This window comes from Chelatococcus caeni (assembly GCF_014196925.1).
Classification (GTDB): Bacteria; Pseudomonadota; Alphaproteobacteria; order Rhizobiales; family Beijerinckiaceae; genus Chelatococcus_A; species Chelatococcus_A caeni.
Window position 1 is genome coordinate 1320272 of record NZ_JACIEN010000001.1, and the last position, 20939, is coordinate 1341210.

At 68.7% G+C, this 20939-nt stretch carries 20 protein-coding genes; 16 read left to right on the top strand and 4 right to left on the bottom strand.

The annotated features are described in order from the left end of the window. Nucleotide 1: 1 nt before the first annotated feature. A complete protein-coding gene (locus tag GGR16_RS06290; protein ID WP_183316021.1) occupies nucleotides 2-1363 on the top strand; it encodes an FGGY-family carbohydrate kinase in 1362 nt (453 codons plus the stop codon). Between the two features lie 13 nt (nucleotides 1364-1376). On the opposite strand, the gene GGR16_RS06295 is transcribed toward GGR16_RS06290, so the two are convergent. Beyond that, a complete protein-coding gene (locus GGR16_RS06295) occupies nucleotides 1377-1769 on the bottom strand; it encodes a GFA family protein (protein ID WP_183316022.1) in 393 nt (130 codons plus the stop codon). 117 nt (nucleotides 1770-1886) lie between these two features. Then, nucleotides 1887-2705, bottom strand: coding sequence for an IclR family transcriptional regulator (locus tag GGR16_RS06300; protein WP_183316023.1), 819 nt, complete (start codon nucleotides 2703-2705; stop codon nucleotides 1887-1889). 160 nt (nucleotides 2706-2865) lie between these two features. Here GGR16_RS06300 and GGR16_RS06305 point away from each other — a divergent pair, with 160 nt between their 5' ends. Genes GGR16_RS06305 through GGR16_RS06335 form a run of 7 tightly spaced genes read left to right on the top strand, consistent with a single transcriptional unit; the run spans nucleotide 2866 to nucleotide 9464 of the window. Further along, entirely contained in the window at nucleotides 2866-3918 is a 1053-nt protein-coding gene (locus GGR16_RS06305) for an ABC transporter ATP-binding protein (protein ID WP_019404809.1), read from the top strand. Next, nucleotides 3915-4766: an ABC transporter permease gene (locus GGR16_RS06310; RefSeq protein ID WP_183316024.1), complete on the top strand. Its 852-nt coding sequence runs from the start codon at nucleotides 3915-3917 to the stop codon at nucleotides 4764-4766. Before GGR16_RS06305 ends, GGR16_RS06310 begins: the two co-directional genes overlap by 4 nt. A 4-nt stretch (nucleotides 4767-4770) precedes the next feature. After that, nucleotides 4771-5565: an ABC transporter permease gene (locus tag GGR16_RS06315; protein WP_055458179.1), complete on the top strand. Its 795-nt coding sequence runs from the start codon at nucleotides 4771-4773 to the stop codon at nucleotides 5563-5565. A gap of 8 nt (nucleotides 5566-5573) precedes the next feature. Further along, complete coding sequence (locus GGR16_RS06320) at nucleotides 5574-5858, top strand: (2Fe-2S)-binding protein (protein WP_183316025.1); 285 nt, start codon at nucleotides 5574-5576, stop codon at nucleotides 5856-5858. Further along, the gene (locus GGR16_RS06325) at nucleotides 5855-7228 is read left to right on the top strand and encodes an FAD/NAD(P)-dependent oxidoreductase (RefSeq protein ID WP_183316026.1); all 1374 of its coding nucleotides are present in this window, start codon (nucleotides 5855-5857) and stop codon (nucleotides 7226-7228) included. Before GGR16_RS06320 ends, GGR16_RS06325 begins: the two co-directional genes overlap by 4 nt. After that, complete coding sequence (locus GGR16_RS06330; RefSeq protein WP_183316027.1) at nucleotides 7225-8409, top strand: NAD(P)/FAD-dependent oxidoreductase; 1185 nt, start codon at nucleotides 7225-7227, stop codon at nucleotides 8407-8409. The genes GGR16_RS06325 and GGR16_RS06330 overlap by 4 nt, the downstream gene beginning before the upstream one ends. Before the next feature lie 5 nt (nucleotides 8410-8414). Continuing rightward, entirely contained in the window at nucleotides 8415-9464 is a 1050-nt protein-coding gene (locus GGR16_RS06335) for an ABC transporter substrate-binding protein (RefSeq protein WP_183316028.1), read from the top strand. A 120-nt stretch (nucleotides 9465-9584) separates the two neighbouring features. On the opposite strand, the gene GGR16_RS06340 is transcribed toward GGR16_RS06335, so the two are convergent. Then, nucleotides 9585-10322 (bottom strand): GntR family transcriptional regulator, encoded by a 738-nt coding sequence (locus tag GGR16_RS06340; RefSeq protein ID WP_019404802.1) that lies wholly within the window; start codon nucleotides 10320-10322, stop codon nucleotides 9585-9587. A 206-nt stretch (nucleotides 10323-10528) separates the two neighbouring features. Here GGR16_RS06340 and GGR16_RS06345 point away from each other — a divergent pair, with 206 nt between their 5' ends. The 8 genes from GGR16_RS06345 to rpsU all read left to right on the top strand — a co-directional run bounded on the left by GGR16_RS06345 (nucleotide 10529) and on the right by rpsU (nucleotide 18074). Then, the gene (locus tag GGR16_RS06345) at nucleotides 10529-11557 is read left to right on the top strand and encodes a TRAP transporter substrate-binding protein (protein WP_019404801.1); all 1029 of its coding nucleotides are present in this window, start codon (nucleotides 10529-10531) and stop codon (nucleotides 11555-11557) included. An 80-nt stretch (nucleotides 11558-11637) separates the two neighbouring features. Further along, the gene (locus GGR16_RS06350) at nucleotides 11638-12150 is read left to right on the top strand and encodes a TRAP transporter small permease subunit (RefSeq protein WP_183316029.1); all 513 of its coding nucleotides are present in this window, start codon (nucleotides 11638-11640) and stop codon (nucleotides 12148-12150) included. 16 nt (nucleotides 12151-12166) lie between these two features. After that, complete coding sequence (locus GGR16_RS06355) at nucleotides 12167-13474, top strand: TRAP transporter large permease (protein WP_183316030.1); 1308 nt, start codon at nucleotides 12167-12169, stop codon at nucleotides 13472-13474. Nucleotides 13475-13509: 35 nt separating this feature from the next. Continuing rightward, entirely contained in the window at nucleotides 13510-14709 is a 1200-nt protein-coding gene (locus tag GGR16_RS06360) for a mandelate racemase/muconate lactonizing enzyme family protein (RefSeq protein ID WP_019404798.1), read from the top strand. Nucleotides 14710-14722: 13 nt separating this feature from the next. Beyond that, on the top strand, nucleotides 14723-15493 hold the full coding sequence (locus GGR16_RS06365; protein ID WP_183316031.1) for an SDR family oxidoreductase: 771 nt from the start codon (nucleotides 14723-14725) through the stop codon (nucleotides 15491-15493). Nucleotides 15494-15512: 19 nt separating this feature from the next. Then, on the top strand, nucleotides 15513-16556 hold the full coding sequence (locus GGR16_RS06370) for an L-idonate 5-dehydrogenase (RefSeq protein WP_183316032.1): 1044 nt from the start codon (nucleotides 15513-15515) through the stop codon (nucleotides 16554-16556). A gap of 22 nt (nucleotides 16557-16578) precedes the next feature. After that, entirely contained in the window at nucleotides 16579-17544 is a 966-nt protein-coding gene (locus GGR16_RS06375) for a 2-hydroxyacid dehydrogenase (RefSeq protein WP_183316033.1), read from the top strand. Nucleotides 17545-17828: 284 nt separating this feature from the next. Further along, nucleotides 17829-18074, top strand: a complete 246-nt coding sequence (gene rpsU / locus GGR16_RS06380; protein ID WP_183316359.1) for a 30S ribosomal protein S21 — start codon at nucleotides 17829-17831, stop codon at nucleotides 18072-18074. Between the two features lie 143 nt (nucleotides 18075-18217). Here rpsU and GGR16_RS06385 read toward each other — a convergent pair whose 3' ends face one another. Beyond that, nucleotides 18218-20833, bottom strand: a complete 2616-nt coding sequence (locus GGR16_RS06385; protein WP_183316034.1) for a diguanylate cyclase — start codon at nucleotides 20831-20833, stop codon at nucleotides 18218-18220. Between the last annotated feature and the right edge of the window lie 106 nt (nucleotides 20834-20939).

A 20939-nucleotide genomic window follows, 5' to 3' on the forward strand; every position in this document is an offset into this window, starting at 1 on the left:
CATGCAGGTTGCGGTGCTCGACGTCGGCAAGACGAACGTCAAGGCGGTCGTGGTCGACACGGCGACCGGCCGTGAACTGGCGGCGCGCACCCGGCCCAACCGGGTGCTGACGGAGGGGCCTTATCCCCATTTCGATGTCGATGGCATCTTCGCCTTCTTTCTCGAAGCGCTGCGGGACCTCCACGGCGCCTTCGGCTTCGAGGCGATCTCGGTGACCGCTCATGGGGCATGCGGCGCGCTGCTGACCGACGAAGGCCTGGCGCTGCCGGTGCTCGACTACGAACATCGCTATCCGGCCGACATCGACGCGGCCTATGACGCGATCCGGCCGCCGTTTGCCGAAACCTTCTCGCCCCGCCTGCCGGGCGGCCTCAACCTCGGCGCCCAGCTCCATTTTCTCAAGACCGCCTTTCCCGAGGCCTTCGCACGGGCGCGCACCATCGTCACCTGGCCGCAATACTGGGGCTGGCGGCTGACGGGCGTCGCCGCCTGCGACGTCACCTCGCTCGGCTGCCACACGGACCTGTGGCGGCCGCACGAAGGCCGCTTCTCGTCACTCGTCGAGCGGCTCGGCATCGCCGGCCGGCTCGCGCCCGTGCGGCGCCCGTCGGACGTCCTCGGCTCGGTTGCGGCCGACATCGCGCGCCACATCGGCCTCGATCGGCCGGTGCCGGTCCATTGCGGCATCCACGATTCCAACGCCTCGCTGCTGCCGCATCTCAGCCACGAGCCGCCGTTCGCGGTCGTCTCGACGGGAACCTGGGTCGTGACCTTCGCCGTCGGCGGCGATCTCGCCCGGCTCGATCCGGCGCGCGACACGCTGGCCAATGTCGATGCATTCGGCCGCGCCGTGCCCTCCGCCCGTTTCATGGGCGGGCGCGAATTCGAGATCCTGACCGGCGGAAGCGGGCAGGGGACGTCCGCCGCCCTGGCGCGCGTCATCGGCGCGCCCATCCTCGTCATGCCCGGGGTGGTGGCCGGCTGCGGGCCGTTCCCACGGGCGACCGCCCGGCTCGCCGACGCCCTGCAGGGTCTCGACGCGGACGAGGCCCATGTGGCGGCCTCGCTGTACACGGCCATGATGACGAAGACCTGCCTCGATCTGACCGGTGCCGCCGGGCCGGTCATCGTGGAAGGGCCGTTCGCCCGCAACCGGCTCTTCTGCGAGGCGCTGGCCGACGCGGCGGGCCGTCCCGTCATGCCGATGGCGGGGGCGACGGGCACCAGCGTCGGTGCGGCCCTGCTGGCGACAGGCGCGCCGATGACGCCACCCGTGCCCGAAGCCGTCGTCGCGCCCGGCTCGCTGCCGGCCGGGTTTGCATCCTATCGAACCGAGTGGGAGCAGGCGGCGCAGGCACGGTAGATGAGCCCCTTGGCTACTCCTCGAAGCGACCCGTGTTGTCCCGGTCGCGCTCATATCGTCTCGTGAGCGGAAACGGGGGCAGCCATGCCTCGCGGCGGATGATCCAGCTTTCGTAGGTCGGCGTCAGCTGGTCGGGGGTATCGAGTGCGCCTAGATTCACTTCGACTTCATCGCCGGTGCGCGCGAAAACGGACGAGCCGCAGCGGGGGCAGAAGAACCGCCCGGCATAGTCCCGCGTTTCGCCGTCGATCGTCACGGCATCCTGAGGGAATATGGCGGACGCTTGGAAAAGCGCCCCATGATGCTTGCGGCAGTCGAGGCAGTGGCAAAGGCCCACTCGGTAGGGGCGCCCCGATGCCACAAGTCGGACATTGCCGCACAGGCAACCGCCGGTGAACCGGTCCATGCCGTGTCTCCTTCAGATCCAACGGCTCGTCTGTCTACAACGAACGCGGTCAGCCGTCGATGAAGGGCCTTCCATCCGGGACGATGGATCGTCGATGTGCGGGATGGCCACCGTCCTTCACGCCTCGACATTGCTCAGGCTGCGCGACGGATAGCGCAGTGACACGTCGAACGGGTTGAGGCCGGCGGCCAGCGTGGCCGCCTCCGCCTGCAGGATGTGCACCACGCTCGGCAGGCGCTGCGGCCCGAGCCGCTCGGCGAGCGTGCCGACGCTGAGCGCCGCCACGGGCCGGCCCTGGGCGTCGATGACCGGCACGCCGACGCCCGCCATGCCGGGGATGAGGCCGGTGTTGAGGTTGACCCAGCCCTGGCGCCGCGCCTCGGCGAGCGCCGTCCTGAGCCCCGCCTCGTCGAGAAAGCCGCGGTCGAGAAGGCGCGGGACGTTGAAGCGGATGACCTCCTCCTGCTCCGCCTCCGGCAGGTGGGCGAGAATGGCGAGGCTGCCCTGGCCGAGGCCGAGCGGCACCCGCCCGCCGATATCGCCGGTGAAGGAGCGGATGGGGAAGGGCCCCTCGACGCGGTCGAGGCAGACGGCATCATAGCCGTGCCGCACCAGGAGGAAGATCGTGTCGCTCAAGGTGGCGGCGAGGCGCAGCAGCACCGGCCGGGCGAGGTCGCGGATGCCGCTGGCCTGTCCGGCCTTGGCCGCCAGCACGAAGAAGTCGAGCGACAGGCGATAGCGCTTGCCGCCTGCCACCTGCTCGACGAAGCCCTCCGCCATCAGGTCCTGCAGCGCCCGGTGCGCCGTCGGCTGGCTGCAACGGGCCGCCTCGGCGATGTCCTTCAGCCGCATCCCGTCGGCATCGCTGGTGGCGACGATGCGCAGCAGGCCAAGCGCGCGGCGGAGGCTGGAGGTGGTCGGCGCTTCTTCCGTCATTCGCCACCTGAAACAAGCGAAGGATATAAACGACAGAAATTTCACATATCAGAATTATGTCAACATAAATTCATATGAATGAAATTTGTCATTGACCCGGATCTGCCTCATGCCGCCTCCTTGCAGCAGTTCGAAGGTGTGAGGCAGGGCAGGGCGGGGCATGGGTTTCCTGACGCTCGAAGGAGTGAGCAAGGTCTACGGCGGGCTCGCCGCCGTGCGCGATGTCGATCTGGCGGTGGCCAGGGGCGAATTCGTCTCGCTGCTCGGCCCCTCCGGCTGCGGCAAGACGACGACCCTGCAGATGATCGCCGGGCTGGTGGAGCCGACCGGCGGGCGCATTGGCCTCGACGGGCGCGACATCACCCGCGAGAAGCCGAACCGTCGTGGCCTCGGTGTCGTCTTCCAGAGCTATGCGCTCTTTCCGCACATGACGGTGGCCGAGAACGTCGCCTTCGGCCTCGAGATGCGCAAGGTGCCGCGCGCCGAGCGCGACAGGCGCGTCGCCGAGATGCTCGCGCTCGTCCACCTCGCCAATCTGGCGGAGCGCTATCCGCGCCAGCTCTCCGGCGGCCAGCGCCAGCGCGTCGCCATCGCGCGCGCCCTCGTCATCGCCCCGCCCGTGCTGCTGCTCGACGAGCCCTTGTCCAACCTTGACGCCAAGCTGCGCGAGGAAATGCAGTTCGAGCTGCGGCGCATCCAGCGCAGCGTCGGCACCACCACCATCATGGTGACGCACGATCAGGCCGAGGCCTTGTCCATCAGCGACCGCGTCGTGGTGATGGAAGCCGGGCGCATGACGCAGATCGACGCGCCCTATCGCCTCTATGAGCAGCCGGCGACGGCCTTCATCTCGACCTTCGTCGGCAAGATGAACCGGCTTGCCGGGGTCTGGCGCGACGGCGGCGTGGCGGTCGCCGGCACGGTGCTGGCGAGCGCGCCGGCCGACGTCGCCGCCGGGGCGGCGGTGACGGCCTCGATCCGCCCCGAGAAGCTCCACCTGCGCCCTATGGGCGAGGGACGCCTCGCCGGGCGGGTGGCGAGCCGCTTCTTCCTCGGCGGGCACTGGCTCCTCACGGTCGGGACCGAGGCCGGAGACATCCTGGTGTCGGTGCCGAACACGGGTGAGGAGCCGGCGCGCGAGGGCGAGCCGGTCGGTCTCGACTGGGCGCCGGCCAGCCTGCGCGTCGAAGCCGACGCCGGGGCCGCCGCATGAGCCGGTCGGTCGCCACGCCCTTGATGCTCGCGTCGCCCGGCGCGGTGCTGTTCGCCGGGCTCGTCATCGTCCCGCTCGTGCTGACGCTGATCCTGTCCTTCCTCGCCTATGATCACGCGACCGGCATCAAGGACAGCTGGACGCTGGCGCATTACGTGCACGTGCTGTCCGACAGCTACTATCTCGGCATCTTCTGGCGCACGCTGCGCCTTGCGGCGCTGACGACGCTGATCTGCGCCCTCATCGGCGCACCGGAGGCCTACATCCTCTCGCGCATGCGGAGCCCGTGGCGCTCCGTCTTCCTGCTCGTCATCATCGGGCCGCTGCTCGTGTCGGTCGTCGTGCGGGCTTTCGGCTGGAGCATGCTGCTCGGCTCCACCGGCCTCGTGAACGCGGCGCTCCACGCCATCGGCCTCGGCCCGGTGCGGCTGCTCTATACCGAGACGGCGATCGTCATCGCCCTCGTCCACGTCATGCTGCCGTTCATGGTCATCCCCGTGTGGACGGCGCTGCAGAAGCTCGACCCCATGATCGAGGCCGCGGCCTGGACGCTCGGAGCCTCTCGCTTCTCCGCCCTGCGCCGCGTGGTCATGCCGCAGGTGTCCATGGGACTTCTCTCCGGCAGCCTCATCGTCTTCGGGCTGTCGGCGAGCGCCTTCGCCATTCCGGGCCTGCTCGGCGGACGGCGGCTCAAGATGGCGGCGACGCTCGTTTATGACGAATACATGCACGAGCTCAACTGGCCGCTGGGTGCCGCCATCGCCATCCTCGTGCTCGTTGCCAACCTCGTCATCATGCTCGCCTACAACAGGGCCGTCGAAGCGCGTGCCCGCCGCATGCTCGGGTGAGGCCATGCAGAAGAACGGCCCCGTCGCGCTCCTCTTTCACGCCCTCGTCGTCGCCTTCGTCCTGGCGCCGCTCGTCGTCATCTGCCTCGTGGCGTTTACGCCCGAGAACACGCTGACGATGCCGACCACCGCGTTCTCGCTACGCTGGTTCCGGGCCGTGTTCGAGCATCCCGATTTCGTCACCGCCTTCGGCAACTCGCTGTGGCTCGCCACGATTGCCGCCAGCATCTCCGTCGCGATCGCGGTGCCGGCGGGCCTCGCCATCGACCGCTACCGCTTTCCCGGCCGCGATGCGCTCAACGGGCTTTTTCTCTCGCCGCTCATCATCCCGCACCTCGTGCTCGGCGTCGCTTTCCTGAGGCTCTTCGCCCTCATCGGCGCCACCGGCTCCTTCGCCTGGCTGGTGCTGAGCCACGTCATCATCGTCACGCCCTACGTGCTGCGCCTCGTGCTCGCGGCGCTGTCGGGGCTCGACCGCAGCGCCGAGCAGGCGGCGATGACGCTGGGCGCCTCGCGCTTCACGGTCTTCCGGCGCGTCACCGCGCCGATGATCCTGCCCGGCATCAGCGGCGGCTGGCTCATCGCCTTCATCAACAGCTTCGACGAACTGACGATGTCGATCTTCGTGACCTCGCCCGCCACCGTGACCCTGCCGGTGCGCATGTACATGTACGCCACCGAATCCATCGACCCGATGATGGCCGCGGTCTCGGCGCTGATGATCGCGCTCACCGCCCTCGCCATGCTGGCGCTCGACCGCGTCTTCGGTCTCGACAAGATCCTCGTCGGCGAGAAGTGAGGCGCGGCATGTCCCTCTTTCACCGCATCGCCCGCAGCGACCATGCGCCGGTCCGGTTCCTGCTCGACGGCGTGCCCTGCGAGGGCCGCGAGGGCGACACCCTGCTCACCGCCATCCTGACCCATGTCGACAAGGTGCGCGTCAGCGACTTCTCCGGCGCACCGCGGGCCGGCTTCTGCCAGATGGGCGCCTGCCAGGATTGCTGGGTAACGCTGGCGGACGGCGAGCGCGTACGTGCCTGCACCACGCCGCTCGCGGCCGGCATGTCCGTCGTGACGGGAGCCGCCGCATGAGCCGCCCGCAGCCGCTCGTCGTCGGTGCCGGCCCCGCCGGCGTGCGCGCCGCCGAGACGCTCGTGAGGGCGGGCCTTCGCCCGCTCGTCGTCGACGAGGCGCCTGCCTGCGGCGGCCAGATCTATCGCCGTCCGCTCGTGAAGGACGAACGCGATGCGCGCGCGCTCTACGGGTCGGAAGCCGGCAAGGCGCAGCGCCTGCACGGCGCCTTCGCCGCTCTGGCGGACCGCATCGATCACTGGCCCCGCGCGCTCGTCTGGAACCTGCGCGACGGCCGCGCCGATATCGCCGTCGCCGGCGAGAGCCGCGCGGTCGCCTATGATGGGCTCATCCTCGCCACGGGCGCGAGCGACCGCGTGCTGCCCGTGCCAGGCTGGACGCTACCCGGTGTCTTCACCCTCGGCGGGGCGCAGGTCGCCTTGAAGGCACAGGGCTGCGCCATCGGCCAGCGCGTCGTCTTCGCCGGCTCCGGGCCGCTGCTCTATCTCGTCGCCTGGCAGTACTTGAAGGCGGGCGTCAAGGTGGCCGCGGTGCTCGACGCCGCGCCGTTCGCGGCCAAGCGCCACCTGCTGCGCGGGCTGGCGCTCGCACCCGACATCGTCCTGCGCGGCATGCGCTTTGCCGCCGAACTGCGGCTCAATGGCGTGTTGCTGCGCCATGGCATCTGCGATCTCGCCTTGGAGGGCGAGGGCAGGGTCGCCGGCGTGCGCTGGCGCGAGGGCAGGCGGGAGCGGCACCTCTTCTGCGACGGCGTCGGCTATGGCCTGTCGCTCCGCTCTGAGACGCAGCTCGCCGATCTTGCCGGGTGCGCCTTCGCCTTCAACCAGCGCGACCGGGCCTTCCTGCCGCAACGGGACTCGTCCAGCCGCACCAGTGTCCGCGGCGTCTATATCGCCGGCGACGGCGCCGGCATTGCCGGGGCGGATGCGGCGGAGCTCGCCGGCGAGCGGGCGGCGCTGGCGCTCCTCGAGGACCGCGGCCTGCCGCATGCGCCGGAGCGGGCGGCGGACCTGGAACGAAAGCTCGCCCGGATTGGCCGTTTCCGCGACGTGCTGGAGGCTGCCTTCCCCTTTCCCGCCCAATGGGCGGCGCGCGTGAAGGACGAAACCGTCGTCTGCCGCTGCGAGGAGGTGAGCGCCCGTGCCCTGCGCAACGCGGTGCACGACTTTTCGCTCGACGAGATCAACCGCCTCAAGGCCGTCAGCCGCATCGGCATGGGCCGCTGCCAGGGCCGCTTCTGCGGCGCGGCGGCGGCCGAACTTCTCGCTGTCGAGACGGGACGCGGCGTCGAGGCCGTCGGGCGGCTCAGAAGCCAGCCGCCGGTCAAGCCGGTGCCGCTCACGCTGATGCCGCGGGAGGCCGCGGAATGAGCCCACGCCTTCACGTCGATGTCGCCGTGATCGGCGGCGGGCTCGTCGGCAGCTCGGCGGCGCTGGCCCTCAGCCAGATGGGCATGCGCGTGGCGCTGCTCGACCGGCGCTATTGCGGCGCGCAGGCGAGCGGGGTCAACTACGGCGGCGTGCGCCGGCAGGGCCGGCCGCCCGAGCAGTTGCCCCTGTCCCAGCGTGCCCATGCCGTCTGGCCGCGGCTCAAGGCCCTCATCGGCATCGACGGGGAGTTTCTGCGCTCGGGCCATCTCAAGCTCGCGATGAGCGAGGCCGACATGGCGTCGCTGGAGGCTTACGCGGCAAAGGTCGCCGACTGCGGCCTCGACCTCGAACTTCTCGGCCACAACGAGCTGCACCGGCGCTTTCCGTGGCTCGGCGACGCGGTCGGCGGCTCCTTCTGCGCGGGGGACGGTCATGCCAATCCGCGCCTCGTGGCGACCGGCTTTGCCGCCGCCGCCCGCCGCGCCGGCGTCCACGTCCTCGAGAACGCGCCCGTCACGGGCGTTGCCCGCAATGGCGCGGGCTTTGCGCTGGAGGCGGGGGAGGGGCTGAAGCTCACGGCCGGCACCGTCATCAACAGCGCCGGCGCCTGGGCCGATCGTTTCGCGGCCAGCTTCGGAGAGCCGGTGCCGCTCCGGCGCATCTATCCCTCCATGGTGGTGACGGAGCCGCTCGCGCCGGTGCTCACCGTCAACATCGGCATGGAGGGGGGCGGCATCTACGCCCGGCAGGTGGAGCGCGGCAACTGCATCGTCGGCGGCGAGCGGGCCGAGGCGCTGGCGGATGCGGACTTCTCGCGCCCCCGTTCGGACGGTGCGCTCGCCATCATGAGCCGTGCCGCCGCGCTCTTTCCCGGCCTTGCGAAGGCCCAGGCCATCCGCTTCTGGAGCGGCACCGAGGCCGAGATGCCGGACAGGAATCCGGTCATCGGCCCGAGCCTAACGACGCCCGGCCTCATCCACGCCTTCGGCTTCTCCGGCGCCGGCTTCCAGATCGCGCCGGGCGTCGGCCAGGTGCTGGCGGAGCTCGTCCGCGACGGCCGGACCACGACGCCGATCGAGGCCTTTTCCATCGCCCGCTTTGCGGCGGGCGCATCGACCGACCGCACCACCCTCGGCTCGGGTGCGGGTGAGGAGCAAGAGCCGCAAAGAAGGGGAGCCTGACAGTGATGACGAACCGCACCATCCTCTTGGCCGGGGCCGCGGCCCTCGCCCTCGGCTACGCCACCGCCGTGTCGGCCGAGACGAAGACGCTCTACGTCGGCATGAACGGCGGCAATTTCGAGCGCACCTATACCCAGGCCGTCTTCCCGGATTTCGAGAAGGCCAACGACGTCAAGATCGTCGTCGTGCCGGGCACCTCGTCCGACATCCTCGCCAAGGCGACGGCTGCCAAGGACAAGCCGCAGATGCATGTCATGTTCCTCGACGACGGCGTCATGGTGCGTGCCGTCGGAGCGGGGCTGTGCGAGAAGCTGAAGCCGAGCCCGGAGCTCGACGAGATCCTGCCCAACGCGCGGCTCAAGGGCGACATGGCGGCGGGCGTCGACCTCGGCATGACGGGCCTTGCCTACAACAAGAAGCTGTTCGACGAGAACGGCTGGGCGGCGCCGACCTCGTGGATGGACCTCGCCGACCCGAAGTTTCAGGGCAAGGTCGTCTTCCAGTCCGCCGCCGCCTCGTCCTTCGGCCTGCACGCCTTCCTGATGTTCAACCGCATCCAGGGCGGCAGCGAGGACAACGTCGAGCCCGGCTTCGAGAAGTTCCGCGACACCATTGGCAAGAACGTCATCGAATTCATCCCGAACTCGTCCAAGATCTCGGAAATGGTGCAGACGGGCGAAGCCGCCATCTTCCCGCTGACGCCGACCTCGGTCGCGACGCTGAAGGACAAGGGTATCCCCGTCGAATACGCCCAGCCGAAGGAAGGCTCGGTGGTGCTGATGGTGGCCGAATGCGTCATCGCCGGCAATTCGGAGCCTGAGCTCGCCCAGAAGCTCGCCGCCTATCTTTTGTCCGCCGAGGCCCAGTCGAACGCGCTCGCCGCCGGCAATATCGTGCCGTCGAACCCCAAGGCGAAGGCGCGCACGCCGGAGGCGGAGAAGAAGCTCGAGACCTTCCACGGCTACATGAAGACCGCCGTGACGCTCGACTGGGACGTGATCAACGCCAAGCGGCCGGAGTGGAACAGCCGCTGGAACAAGACGATCGAACAGTAGGACACGCTGCCGCCCCGTTTCATCGAGGGGCTTTGCCTGTGGCATGCCCGCGCTCGGCGCGGGCATGCCAGGCTGGTCACGCCGATCCGATGGCGGCGACTGGGCGGGGGAGGGGGCCTCTTATCGCGACTTGCCGAAGGTGCCGAGCTGCACGTCGAGCAGGGCCGGGTCGACCTTGGCTTCGAGTTCGTCGAACATGCTGTCGGCGAAGTCGATCAGGCGGTCCGAAGCGGCGAGGGCCGCGTCGACATCCCGCCGAAGGACCGGCTCGACGAGGTCGAGGTGCCGGTCGATCGTCGTGAGAAGAGCCTCGGGTCCGCCGATCTCCGCGAAATGCAATCCGCCGATGCGCCGGGACACGGTGTGCAACGGCCGCAACGTGCGGTCGAGAAACGGTTCTTCCGCCGCATCCATCAGGGTGCGGTCGAGCAGCCTGTCGTAGGTGTTGAACTCCTCCAGCTCCATTTCCGCACGGCGGCTGCGCAGCTGATGGGCGATGTGCAGCATCTGGTTGCGGGTGTTGCCGCTCGCATTCATGGCTGCGAGGCGGACGACGAACCGGTCCATGTCGCGCCGCAGCTGCAGCAGCCGCCGATCGCGCGTCAGGTCGATCGGGCTGATCCTGAGGCCGTCACGGGGGCGGATCTGGATGAGCGTCTCGGCCGCGAGGCGCCGGACCGCCTGGTGCACGGGCGTGCGGCCGATGCCGATCTGGACCTGTAGCTCCTGCATGCGCACGTCCGCCCCCGGCTTGAGGATGCGGTGCACGATCAGGTCCTCGATACGGTCGTAGGCGATCTCGGCGAGGCTCGCCTGGCGGCCCGAGCCGTCACTCTCGATCACTTGCGCAGCATCCATTCCGTCCACCATCCACCCGGCTCTCGGGTCCCGTCGAGGTATCGTCGGGCAACCCTTCCGCCCGTTCTGATGTGCCGGCCCAGGCGCCAGCATGCTTCATATAGGCTTGCATATGCAGAAATGCAGTGATATTTCACGAAATGTCAAATGACCAATAACGCTGGCCGCGCTGCCGCAGCCGGCCAGTTTCCCAGGGAGTGAGCCGAATGTTCAGCCGCCGCACAGCTCTTGCCGGGTTCTCCGCCGCCATCGCGGGAGCCGCTGTCGCCCGTCCTGCCCTTGCCCAGTCGGCAACGACCCTGCGCTTCCAGACGCACCATGCGCCCACGTCGCTGCAGGGCGCAGCCCTTCTGCGCATGGCCGAGCGCATCAAGGAAATGTCGGCAGGCAGCCTCGTCGTCGAGATGCACACCAACAGCTCGATCGTGAAGGCCTCGGAGGCGTTCGAATCCTCGTCCATCGGCATCATCGACGGCGATGCGACGGGGGCGGGCTACATCACGGGCAAGGACCCGGCCTTCCAGTTCTTCGGCGACGTGATGGGCGGCTACGAGGATCCCTACCAGATCCTTGGCTGGTTCAAGCACGGCGGCGGGCGGGAGCTTGCGGACGAGCTCTATCCCAAGTTCGGCATGCATCTCATCGGCATCTTCGTCGCGACGCCCGAGTCCCTCGGCTCCACCAAGCCGCTGAGAGGCATCGAGGACCTCAAGGGCTGGAAGTTCCGCTCCCCGCCGGGCATGGAATCGGAGATCTTCACCAAGCTCGGATCCGGCCCCGTCGTGATGCCCTTCGGCGAGGTCTTCACCGCGATGAGCACCGGCGCCGTCTCGGGCGCGGATGCCTCGACCCTCGCGGTCAACAAGGGCCTCGGCCTCTATGACGTCGGCAAGCACGCCACCTATCCCGGCTTCCATTCGATGCCCATCGAGCACGTGTGCGTGAACCTCGAGAAGTGGAAGGCGCTGCCGGAGGACCAGCAGCGGATCTTCGAGGCGGCGGTGGACCAGATCGCGATCGAGGTGCCGACGCGCTCGACCATCGCCGACCAGAAGGCGGCCGCCGAGCTCCGGGAGGCCGGCGTCTCCCTGTACGACTGGTCGAGCGAGGACCGGGCGCAGTTCCGCAAGGTCGCGCAGGAGGTCTGGCTCGACTGGGCCGGCCGCAGCCCGATGGCCAAGAAAACCTTCGACAGCCATGTCGCCTACATGAAGCAGCTCGGCATCATCGCCTGAGCGGGCGCCGTCCGCCGATCAGGTGCCGGCCGTAGTGGTGCCGGCACCTGCCCTTGCGTCCCCAGGGAACCTGCGCAGCGATGTCGACCGATCCCGACCATCGCGACCACATGAACGACCGCGGCCCGCTCGTCTGGCCGGCCTGGCTCTTCATGGTGATCGTCGCCGCCACCGCCTACGAGATCGTGGCGCGCTACTTCCTCAGCGCGCCGACGATCTGGGCCAACGAGCTGACGCTCTTCGTCGCCTCGATCGCCTTCCTGTGCGCCGGGCTCTACGTCATGAGCCGCGACGAGCATCTGAGGATCACCATCTTCTACGACCTCGCCCCGCACTGGCTGCGGCGGGTGTTCGACTTCGTCAACCTCGCCTGCGTCGTCGTGTTCTGCGGCAGCGTCGCCTGGTTCGGCTTTCCCAGCTCCTGGCGCTCGCTCGTGACGTGGGAGCGGTTCGGAACCGCCTGGAACCCGCCCATTCCCGCCGTCGTCAAGCCGCTCATCGTCGTCGTCGCCGCGCTGATGGTGCTGCTCGCCGTCCGCAACTTCTGGCGCGGTCGCCGTCCGTCGGACAGCGCCGACGCCGGCACGCTCTAGCCGGCCGGGATCGCCCATGTCCGTCGAGCTGATCTCGTTCATCCTCCTTTTCGGCGTCTTCGCCCTCATGGCGATCGGCGTGCCGTTGTCCTTCGCCGCCGGCGCGCTCGCCATTCTCATCGGGCTCGCCAAGTTCGGCACGCCCGCCATCGCCATCGCGCACAAGACCATCTACGGCCTCGCCACCGAATATGTCCTCGTGTCGGTGCCGATGTTCATCCTGATGGCATCGCTGCTCGAGCGCTCGCGCCTCGCCCGCGACCTCTATGATGCGCTGAACAGCATCTTCGGCCGGCTGCGCGGCGGGGTTGCCATCATCACGCTGCTCATCTCCGTGATCCTCGCCGCCATGAGCGGCATCATCGGCGGCGAGATCGTGCTGCTCGGCCTCGTCGCCCTGCCGCAGATGCTGCGCCTGAAGTACGACCAGAAGCTCGCCATCGGCGTCGTCTGCGCCGGCGGCTCGCTCGGCACCATGATCCCGCCCTCGATCGTGCTGATCGTCTACGGCCTCGCCGCCGACGTCTCGGTCCAGAAGCTGTTCATCGCGTCCGTGATGCCCGGCGTGATGCTGGCGAGCCTCTATCTCATCTACGTGGTCGTGAAATGCCGGCTCGATCCCGCCGCCGCGCCGGATACGGCAAGCGTCACCGTCGCCCCGCTCGACTGGCGCAAGGTCGCCTCCGGCCTCGTGCCGGCCGCGGTGCTCATCATCACGGTGTTCGGCTGCATCTACGGCGGCGTCACCTCGGTCACGGAGGCGGCGGGCATCGCAGTCGCCATCACGCTCGCCATCGTCGCGGTGCGCGGCGAATTCACGATGCAGATGCTGAGCCAGTCGCTGATCCAGACCCTGCGGGCCTGCGGCATCATTCTCTGGGTCACCTTCGGCGCAGCCGTCCTCATCGCCGTCTACAACCTGTCCGGCGGCCAGCGCTTCGTCACGGATTTCATCGCGGGCCTGAACATCTCGCCGCTCGTGACCGTCCTCGTGATGATGGCGATCTTCATCTTCCTCGGCTGCTTCATGGACTGGATCGGCATCCTGCTGCTGTGCATGCCGATCTTCGTGCCGATCATCACCACCCTCGGCTACGACCCGATCTGGTTCGGCGTCCTCTTCTCGGTGACGATGCAGGTCTCCTTCCTGTCGCCTCCGTTCGGCCCGGCCGCCTTCTATCTGAAGAGCGTGACCCCGCCACACATCACGCTGCAGCAGATCTTCGCCTCGCTGTGGCCGTTCATGCTGATCCAGCTCGCCGTCCTCGGCCTTCTCCTCGCCTTCCCCGACATCGCGCTCTGGCTGCCGCGGGTCACGGGCTGACCTCGCCGCCGGAGCCGGCAACAACGGACCTCTCCATGAAGATCACCAGCATCGAAACCTTGCGGACGCAGGAGTTCTCCAACGTCCTGTGGGTGCGCGTCGGCACGGACGCCGGCATCATCGGCCTCGGCGAGACCTTCTACGGCGCCGGTGCCGTGGAAGCCCATATCCACGACACGCTGGCCCAGCGCCTCTTGGGGCGCAATCCGCTGCACATCGAGGCGCTCAACCGGGAGATGGTCAATCTGCCCATGGCGCAGTCCTCGACCGGCACGGAGTACCGCGCGGCCTCGGCGCTCGACATCGCCCTGTGGGATCTCTTCGGCAAGGTTTGCGGCCAGCCCGTGCACCAGATGCTCGGCGGCCTCACGCGCGACAAGCTGCGCGTCTACAACACCTGCGCCGGCTACCGATATGTCCGCTCGACGAACATCCGCCCCGTCTCCAACTGGAGCCTGGGCGATGCGGAAGGACCCTACGAGGATCTCGACGCCTTCATGAACCGGGCCGACGTGCTCGCCGAGAGCCTGCTCGCCGAGGGCATCACGGCCATGAAGATCTGGCCCTTCGACCCGGCGGCGCAGGAGACGGGCGGCCTCGACATCAGCGCCGCGCAGATGAAGGCGGCGCTCGAGCCCTTCGAGAAGATCCGCAAGGCCGTCGGCGACAGGATGGACATCATGGTCGAGTTCCACTCGCTGTGGAATCTGCCGACCGCGCTCAAGATCGCCCGTGCGCTCGAACCCTACAAGCCGACCTGGTTCGAGGATCCGATCCGCATGAATTCGCCGCAGGCGCTCGCCGAATACGCCCGTTCGACGGACGTATGGGTCTGTGCATCCGAGACGCTCGGCTCGCGCTGGTCGTACAAGGAGTATCTCGACAGGGATGCCGCCCATGTGGTGATGGTCGACCTGTGCTGGACGGGTGGCCTGACGGAGGGGCGCAAGATCGCCGCCATGGCGGAGACCTACCACCGGCCGTTCGCGCCGCACGACTGCATCGGCCCCGTCGGCTTCGCCGCCGCCGTCCACGCCTCCTTCAGCCAGCCGAACACGCTGATCCAGGAATCGGTTCGCGCCTTCTATCGGGGCTGGTACAACGAGCTCGTCACCGCCGTGCCGCGGATCGAGAACGGCTACGTCTATCCAATGGAAGGGGAGGGGCTCGGCCTCGAGCTGCGGCCCGAGGTGTTCGAGCGGCCCGACCTGACCGTGCGCCGCAGCACGCTCTGAGGAAGATCCCGACATGTCGACACAGCTCTTCAGCCTCGCCGGCCGCACCGCGCTCGTCACCGGCTCCTCGCGCGGCCTCGGCTTCGCCATCGCACGCGGCCTTGCGGAAGCGGGCGCCGCCGTCGTCCTCAACGGCACCGACGCCGGCCGCACCGAACGGGCGGCGGCCGAGCTCGCGGGCGCCGGCCATTCGACGAGGGCGCTCGCCTTCGACGTCACCGACGACGCCGCGGTCGCGGCGGCTTTCAAAACGCTTGATGACGAAGGCGTCGCCATCGACATCCTCGTCAACAACGCCGGCATCCAGTTCCGCAAGCCCATGGTGGAGCTCGACGTCGCGGACTGGCGGCGGGTGATCGAGACCAACCTCACCAGCGCCTTCCTGGTGGGTCGTGCGGCAGCGCGGCGCATGATCGCGCGCGGCGGGGGCGGCAAGGTCATCAACATCGGCTCGCTCACCAGCGAGGTCGCTCGCGCCACCGTGGCGCCCTACACGGCGGCGAAGGGCGGCATCAAGCTCCTGACGCGCTCGATGGCCGCGGAATGGGCCGAACACGGCATCCAGGCCAATGCCATCGGTCCCGGCTACATGCTCACCGACATGAACCAGGCGCTGATCGAAAACCGCGACTTCGACGCCTGGGTCAAGAGCCGCACGCCGGCCCGTCGCTGGGGCCGGCCGGAGGAGCTGATCGGTGCCGCCGTCTTCCTCGCCTCACCGGCCTCGGACTATGTCAACGGCCAGATCATCTACGTCGACGGCGGTATGCTCGCCGTCCTGTGAGCCGGCGGAAAGGCAAGCCATGCGCGCCCTCGTCATCCACGCCCCGCACGACCTGCGTCTCGAAGCTGTCCCGACGGCGCCGCTCGGCCCGCACGACGTCCTCGTGCGGATCGCGGCCGGCGGCATTTGCGGCTCGGACCTGCATTATTTTCACCACGGCGGCTTCGGCACGGTGCGCCTGAAGGAGCCGATGGTGCTCGGCCACGAGGTGGCCGGGACGATCGCGGCGGTCGGGGCGGGGGTGACCCGCGTCGCTCCGGGCGACAAGGTCGCCGTCAACCCGAGCGCCCCCTGTAGCCATTGCCGCTATTGCCGGATGGGCCTTCGCAACCAGTGCCTCGACATGCGCTTCTACGGCAGCGCCATGCGCTTTCCCCACGTGCAGGGCGCCTTCCGCGAGGAGATGGTGGTGCCGGAGGGGCAGGCCGTGAAGATGGCCGCGGGCGTCGACATCGCGCTCGCCGCCATGTGCGAGCCGTTCGCGGTGGCGCTGCATGCGGTGGCGCAGGCCGGGGACCTCGCCGGCAGGCGGGTTCTCGTGTCCGGCTGCGGACCGATCGGCTGCCTCGTGATCATCGCCGCACGGCGTGCCGCGGCGGCTGAGATCGTCGCGACCGACATCGCGCCGGCGGCCCTCGCCATCGCCGGCGAAGTCGGGGCGGGCCGGCTCGTCGACGTCTCCGCCGGCACGGCGGAACTCGCGGATCTCGCCGCCGACAAGGGCCAGGTCGATGTCGTCTTCGAGTGTTCCGGCAATCCGCAAGCCATTGCGGGGGCCATCGAGGTCGCGCGCCCCGGCGGCACCATCGTGACGGTCGGCCTCGGCGGCGACGTTCCGCTGCCGATGAATGCGATCGTCGCCAAGGAGCTCTTGCTGCGCGGCAGTTTCCGCTTCGACAGCGAGTTCGATCTCGCCGCCAGGCTCGTCTCGCAGGGGAGCGTCGATCTCTCCCCGCTGCTGACGGCGACCTTCCCGGTCGAGGAAGCGGGCGCCGCCTTCGCCCATGCCTCCGACCGCAGCCGTGCGATGAAGGTGCAGATCCGTTTCGGCGACGACTTTTGACAATCCAGCAGAAAGTAACCGGATGAAGATCGTCTTCCACGGGGACAACGCCCGCAATTTCCGCGACGGCTTCGAGGCGATGCTGGCGGGTGCCCACGATATCGTCGAGCTGTCCGATGCGCTTGCCGGGGAGGGCGAGCGCGACCATTTCCGCACAGCCGACGTCATCGTCGGCATCCGCCTCGACGCCTCCATGCCGCGGCCGGAGCGCCTGCGGCTCTATCATGCGCCGTCGGCCGGCACGGACATGATCGACCGTTCATTGCTGCCGGCCGGCGCCGCGCTGTGCAACTGCTTCGGCCACGAGCACGCGATCGCCGAATATGTGATGACCGCGCTCCTCCTGCGCCACGTGCCCATTCCTGAGGCGGACAGGCGGCTGCGTCAGGGCGACTGGTCCTATTGGGCCGGGCGGCCGACGGGGCTGCGCACCGAACTCGGCGGCAGCACCATCGGGCTTCTCGGCTTTGGGCACATCGGCAAGGCCATCGCAGAGCGCGCCAAGGCCTTCGGCATGCGCGTGAGCGTCGCCAATCGCAGCCCTGTCGCGGCCGGCCCCCTGGTTGACAAAGCCTATCGTCTCAACGATCTCGCCGCCTTCATGGCCTCAGCGGACGTGATCGTGGTGTCGCTTCCGCTCCTGCCGGAAACCGCAGGCCTCGTCGGCCGCGCGGCCCTGGCCGCCATGCGTCCCGATGCGCTGATCGTGAATGTCGGTCGCGGTCCGGTGATCGATGAGGCCGCCCTCTACGAGGCGCTGGACAGCCGCAGGATCGGCGGCGCGATCATCGACACCTGGTATCGCTACCCGACCGCGGAAGAGCCCGGGCCCGCCCCGGGCCACCTGGCTTTCCAGGACCTCGGCAACATCGTGATGACACCCCATATGTCCGGTTGGACGACGGGCACCATCCGCCGCCGCATGCAGACGATCGCCGACAATATCCGCCGTCTGGCGCAGGGCGAGCCGTTCATGAACCGCGCCTGAGCGACGGGCACAGCGGCGCGTCACGGCAAGCCATTCGCGAGATGACATCGCGAACGGCCCCGCCCTGCACAGGCCTCGCGGCCCGACCACGGGCCGCCGGGAAAGAACCGTGCATTGCGCGATCAACAGGCCGTTCGCGGCAAATATGCGCATGCCCCTCGGCAAGCTGCTTTCAAATGTGGTAGGTTCACGCGTCCAATGATGGAATAGCAGCTGTTCGTCGCCGCTCAGTAACGTGGGGATTTGGCTGTCACCTGAAACTCAGAAACGAATTGGATGACGTTTTGCATATTTTGGTACGGGACAACAATGTCGACCAGGCCCTGAGGGCGCTCAAGAAGAAGATGCAGCGGGAAGGAATCTTCCGCGAGATGAAGAAGCGGAGGGCCTACGAGAAACCCTCCGAGCGGCGGGCACGGGAAAAGGCCGAGGCCGTCCGGCGCAGTCGCAAGCTGGCGCGCAAGCAGGCCATCCGTGAAGGGCTTATCGCAGCACCGAAGCCGAAGCCCCGCCCCGTCAGGGCCCGATAGCGGCCGAGCCGGGGCTGTGCGCAGACAAGGCTTCTGAAGGTCGGCCCCGGCGGATCACTCGCCCAGGGCGGGTGATCCGTGACATGGGCCGCACGAATATCCGAACGGGCTTCTCATCTTCGGTTCGCCGGCGGCGCCGGTCGTCACGCGATTGACCGGGACGGCGGCCGTGCCTCGGCACCCTCGAGCGGGGCGAGGAGGGGCGCCGCAACCTGGTCGCTGACGACGATGCAGTTGCGACCCTGGCTCTTCGCCCGGTAAAGCGCCGCATCCGCTGCGGCGAAAAGGCCCTCGCCGTCCTCGACATGCAGCGGCATGACGGCGACACCGATGGACGCCGTGATGTCGTCCAGCACGCCGTCCTGCCAGGTCACGCTCATGCCGCGCACGGCATCGAGCAGGTTGGTCATCCGCTTCAGCGCCGTCTCGAGGTCGACCTCGGGCAGCAAGAGGAGAAACTCCTCGCCTCCGAGCCGGCCGACGATGTCGCTCTTGCGCACCTGCTTGCGCAGGATTTCGCCAAGCTCGCGCAGGACCGCGTCCCCCGCCTCGTGGCTGCAGGTGTCGTTGATGCGCTTGAAATGGTCGATGTCGAGAATGGCGAGCGACAGCGGCTTGCCGCTGCGTGTGCAGCGGGCGATCTCCTGCACCAGGGCCTCCTCGAGGAAGCGGCGGTTGTGCAGCCCGGTGAGGGGATCCCGCAGCGCCTGGCTGCGCAGCTGCTCGCGCAGCTCGATATTGGCAATGGCGAGCGAAACCTGCTCCGACAGCATCGTCGCGAGCTGCATGGCCGCCTCGTTGCACGCTGCCTCCCCGCGCTCGCGGTAGAGCAGCCCGAGCAGGTTGTTCTGGGCGATGAGCGGCTGGCATACGAAACCGGCCGGCGGCGTTTCGCAGCAGCCTGTGATATGGGCGCAGACAAGGCCCCGGCTTGCATCCGAGGTCGGGAAGGTCTGCCCGCGGCGCAGGGCCCAGCACAGATCGGGGTGGAAGGAGGCGCAGTCCGCGACGGGCTCGCCCCAGCACGCACCGCGCGTCGCAAGATCCCGCGCCGCGTTGAGGACATAGAGCGCGCCGGCTTCGTCCGGGAAGAGGCGGCTCGCATAGCTCCGCACCGCGGCGAACACCTCTTCGAGCTTGTGGCAGGATTGCAGAACGCCGCTGAGCTCCGTCAGCAGCGCGATCTCCTTCGTGCGGGCTTCGGCGGCGTGCAGGGAGGCGGTCAGCCGCTCGTTGGCATCCTGCAGCTTGCTGGCATGGTCGCGTCGCTCCGCCTCGACGAGCAGCGCATCCGTCTTGTCCTGGATGACCCACAGGATGTCGCCCCGGCCATTGCGACCGCCGGCGACGAGAGGCCGTCCGTAGGCGTCGACGGGAAAGGTCGAGCCGTCGGCGCGCCGCATGGTGAGCTCGACGCCCGCCGCCCCGGAGGCGCGGATCTTGCCGAGGGCGGCCTCGAAGGCCTCGACGTCACGCGGCGCGACGAGAAGCGTCTCGATGTCGAGCCCCGCCAGCTTCTCGGCGTCCACGTCGCACAGTTCGGCGATCCGGCGGTTGCCGCGCAGCACGCGTCTGCCGTCGGTGAAGAGAATGCCGGCGAGCGGGTTCTCGACGAGGGCGCGCTGCTCGGCGTCGAGCGTTTCGAGGCTGCCGGACAGACGGCGCGAGCGCATCACGGTGAGCGAGAGCAGCGCCAGCAAGGCACTGATGATCGAGCCGCTGGCCAGGACGACATTGGGCGCCATCCGGTCGACTTCGTAGGTCGAGCCGGGCCGGGCGGCGAACTGGAGCATCCACACCCGCTCGCCGACGACGAGGGCACGCTCCGCCGAAATTCCAAGCGCCGAGACGGCAACGGGCGTTACGAGCCGGAGGTTGGCCTCGAGGCTGTCGTACATCAGGGTCGCAACCGCCGCCGGATCCTCCGGTTCGTCGGTCATGACGCCTTCGGCGGTCGCCCGCGCGTAGCCGCGATCGATGATGCGGATGTGCATCTGCTGCAGGGTCCGCGCATCGAGCACGCCGCGCATCAGGTCGTTGACCCGGTAGACCGCGGCGACGTAGCCGCGCAGGGCCGCATGCCGCTGGGCGACCGTCTGCACGGGCTCACCGACGCGGTAGATGGGCGCGCGCAGGATGAAGCCCTGTCCGCCGGTCGTGTCCTGCACCAGCTTCACCGGCGGCGTCGCGACGATACGCCCGCTTTCAGCCGCGCGACGCAGGGAATCGAGCTGCAACGGGTTGGCCCCGGCATCGAAGCCCACGGAATTCTCGTTGCCCTGCAGCGGCTCGACCAGCTCCACCACGTTATAGGCCTGTCGCTGCCCCTCCGGGTGAACGTGAAAGCCCGGCTGCCCGCGTGGATCGAGGCTCGTGTCCGAACGGACCTCGGCAAGGAAGGCGTCGAGGTCGGCCGGCGCGACATGGCGCAAGGCCTGCAGCGCCTGGAAGCCCGGATAGCGGCGCTCGAGATCGAGGACACCGACGTAGCGGCGGAACTGGGCGCGGTCCACACGGCCCACGGAAGCATAGAGGCCCTGCATGCTGACCAGCACTTCCCCGTGTGCGCGCAGGCGCTGTCCGATTGCATCCGTAGTGGCCGCGGCGTCGGCCGCAAAACGCTGGCGCATGTCGGCGGCCATCATGCGCTCGGTGACCGTGCGGGCCGTGAAGGTTGCAGCCAGCCCCACCACGAGTACGGCGGCGGCGACGACGCCGCTCCGATAGGTCGCAGGTATCAGATGGTCTTTTCCCACCACTCGCTTTTCCGGCCAATGTCGCAGATTACGCCACGGGATGAAGCACTATGGGCGACGAACATTGACACTTGGTTGAGCGCCGCCTCGCGGCCATGAGGCCATGCGG

Bases quoted from the DNA above. Each gene is read 5' to 3' on its own strand.
- GGR16_RS06295 (WP_183316022.1), bottom strand. From the start codon at position 1,769: ATGGACCGGTTCACCGGCGGTTGCCTGTGCGGCAATGTCCGACTTGTG.
- GGR16_RS06355 (WP_183316030.1), top strand. From the start codon at position 12,167: ATGTCCGTCGAGCTGATCTCGTTCATCCTCCTTTTCGGCGTCTTCGCC.
- GGR16_RS06360 (WP_019404798.1), top strand. From the start codon at position 13,510: ATGAAGATCACCAGCATCGAAACCTTGCGGACGCAGGAGTTCTCCAAC.
- GGR16_RS06345 (WP_019404801.1), top strand. From the start codon at position 10,529: ATGTTCAGCCGCCGCACAGCTCTTGCCGGGTTCTCCGCCGCCATCGCG.
- GGR16_RS06320 (WP_183316025.1), top strand. From the start codon at position 5,574: ATGTCCCTCTTTCACCGCATCGCCCGCAGCGACCATGCGCCGGTCCGG.
- GGR16_RS06305 (WP_019404809.1), top strand. From the start codon at position 2,866: ATGGGTTTCCTGACGCTCGAAGGAGTGAGCAAGGTCTACGGCGGGCTC.
- GGR16_RS06325 (WP_183316026.1), top strand. From the start codon at position 5,855: ATGAGCCGCCCGCAGCCGCTCGTCGTCGGTGCCGGCCCCGCCGGCGTG.
- GGR16_RS06290 (WP_183316021.1), top strand. From the start codon at position 2: ATGCAGGTTGCGGTGCTCGACGTCGGCAAGACGAACGTCAAGGCGGTC.
- GGR16_RS06315 (WP_055458179.1), top strand. From the start codon at position 4,771: ATGCAGAAGAACGGCCCCGTCGCGCTCCTCTTTCACGCCCTCGTCGTC.
- GGR16_RS06370 (WP_183316032.1), top strand. From the start codon at position 15,513: ATGCGCGCCCTCGTCATCCACGCCCCGCACGACCTGCGTCTCGAAGCT.
- GGR16_RS06330 (WP_183316027.1), top strand. From the start codon at position 7,225: ATGAGCCCACGCCTTCACGTCGATGTCGCCGTGATCGGCGGCGGGCTC.
- GGR16_RS06350 (WP_183316029.1), top strand. From the start codon at position 11,638: ATGTCGACCGATCCCGACCATCGCGACCACATGAACGACCGCGGCCCG.
- GGR16_RS06310 (WP_183316024.1), top strand. From the start codon at position 3,915: ATGAGCCGGTCGGTCGCCACGCCCTTGATGCTCGCGTCGCCCGGCGCG.
- GGR16_RS06335 (WP_183316028.1), top strand. From the start codon at position 8,415: ATGACGAACCGCACCATCCTCTTGGCCGGGGCCGCGGCCCTCGCCCTC.
- GGR16_RS06365 (WP_183316031.1), top strand. From the start codon at position 14,723: ATGTCGACACAGCTCTTCAGCCTCGCCGGCCGCACCGCGCTCGTCACC.
- GGR16_RS06375 (WP_183316033.1), top strand. From the start codon at position 16,579: ATGAAGATCGTCTTCCACGGGGACAACGCCCGCAATTTCCGCGACGGC.
- GGR16_RS06340 (WP_019404802.1), bottom strand. From the start codon at position 10,322: ATGGATGCTGCGCAAGTGATCGAGAGTGACGGCTCGGGCCGCCAGGCG.
- GGR16_RS06300 (WP_183316023.1), bottom strand. From the start codon at position 2,705: ATGACGGAAGAAGCGCCGACCACCTCCAGCCTCCGCCGCGCGCTTGGC.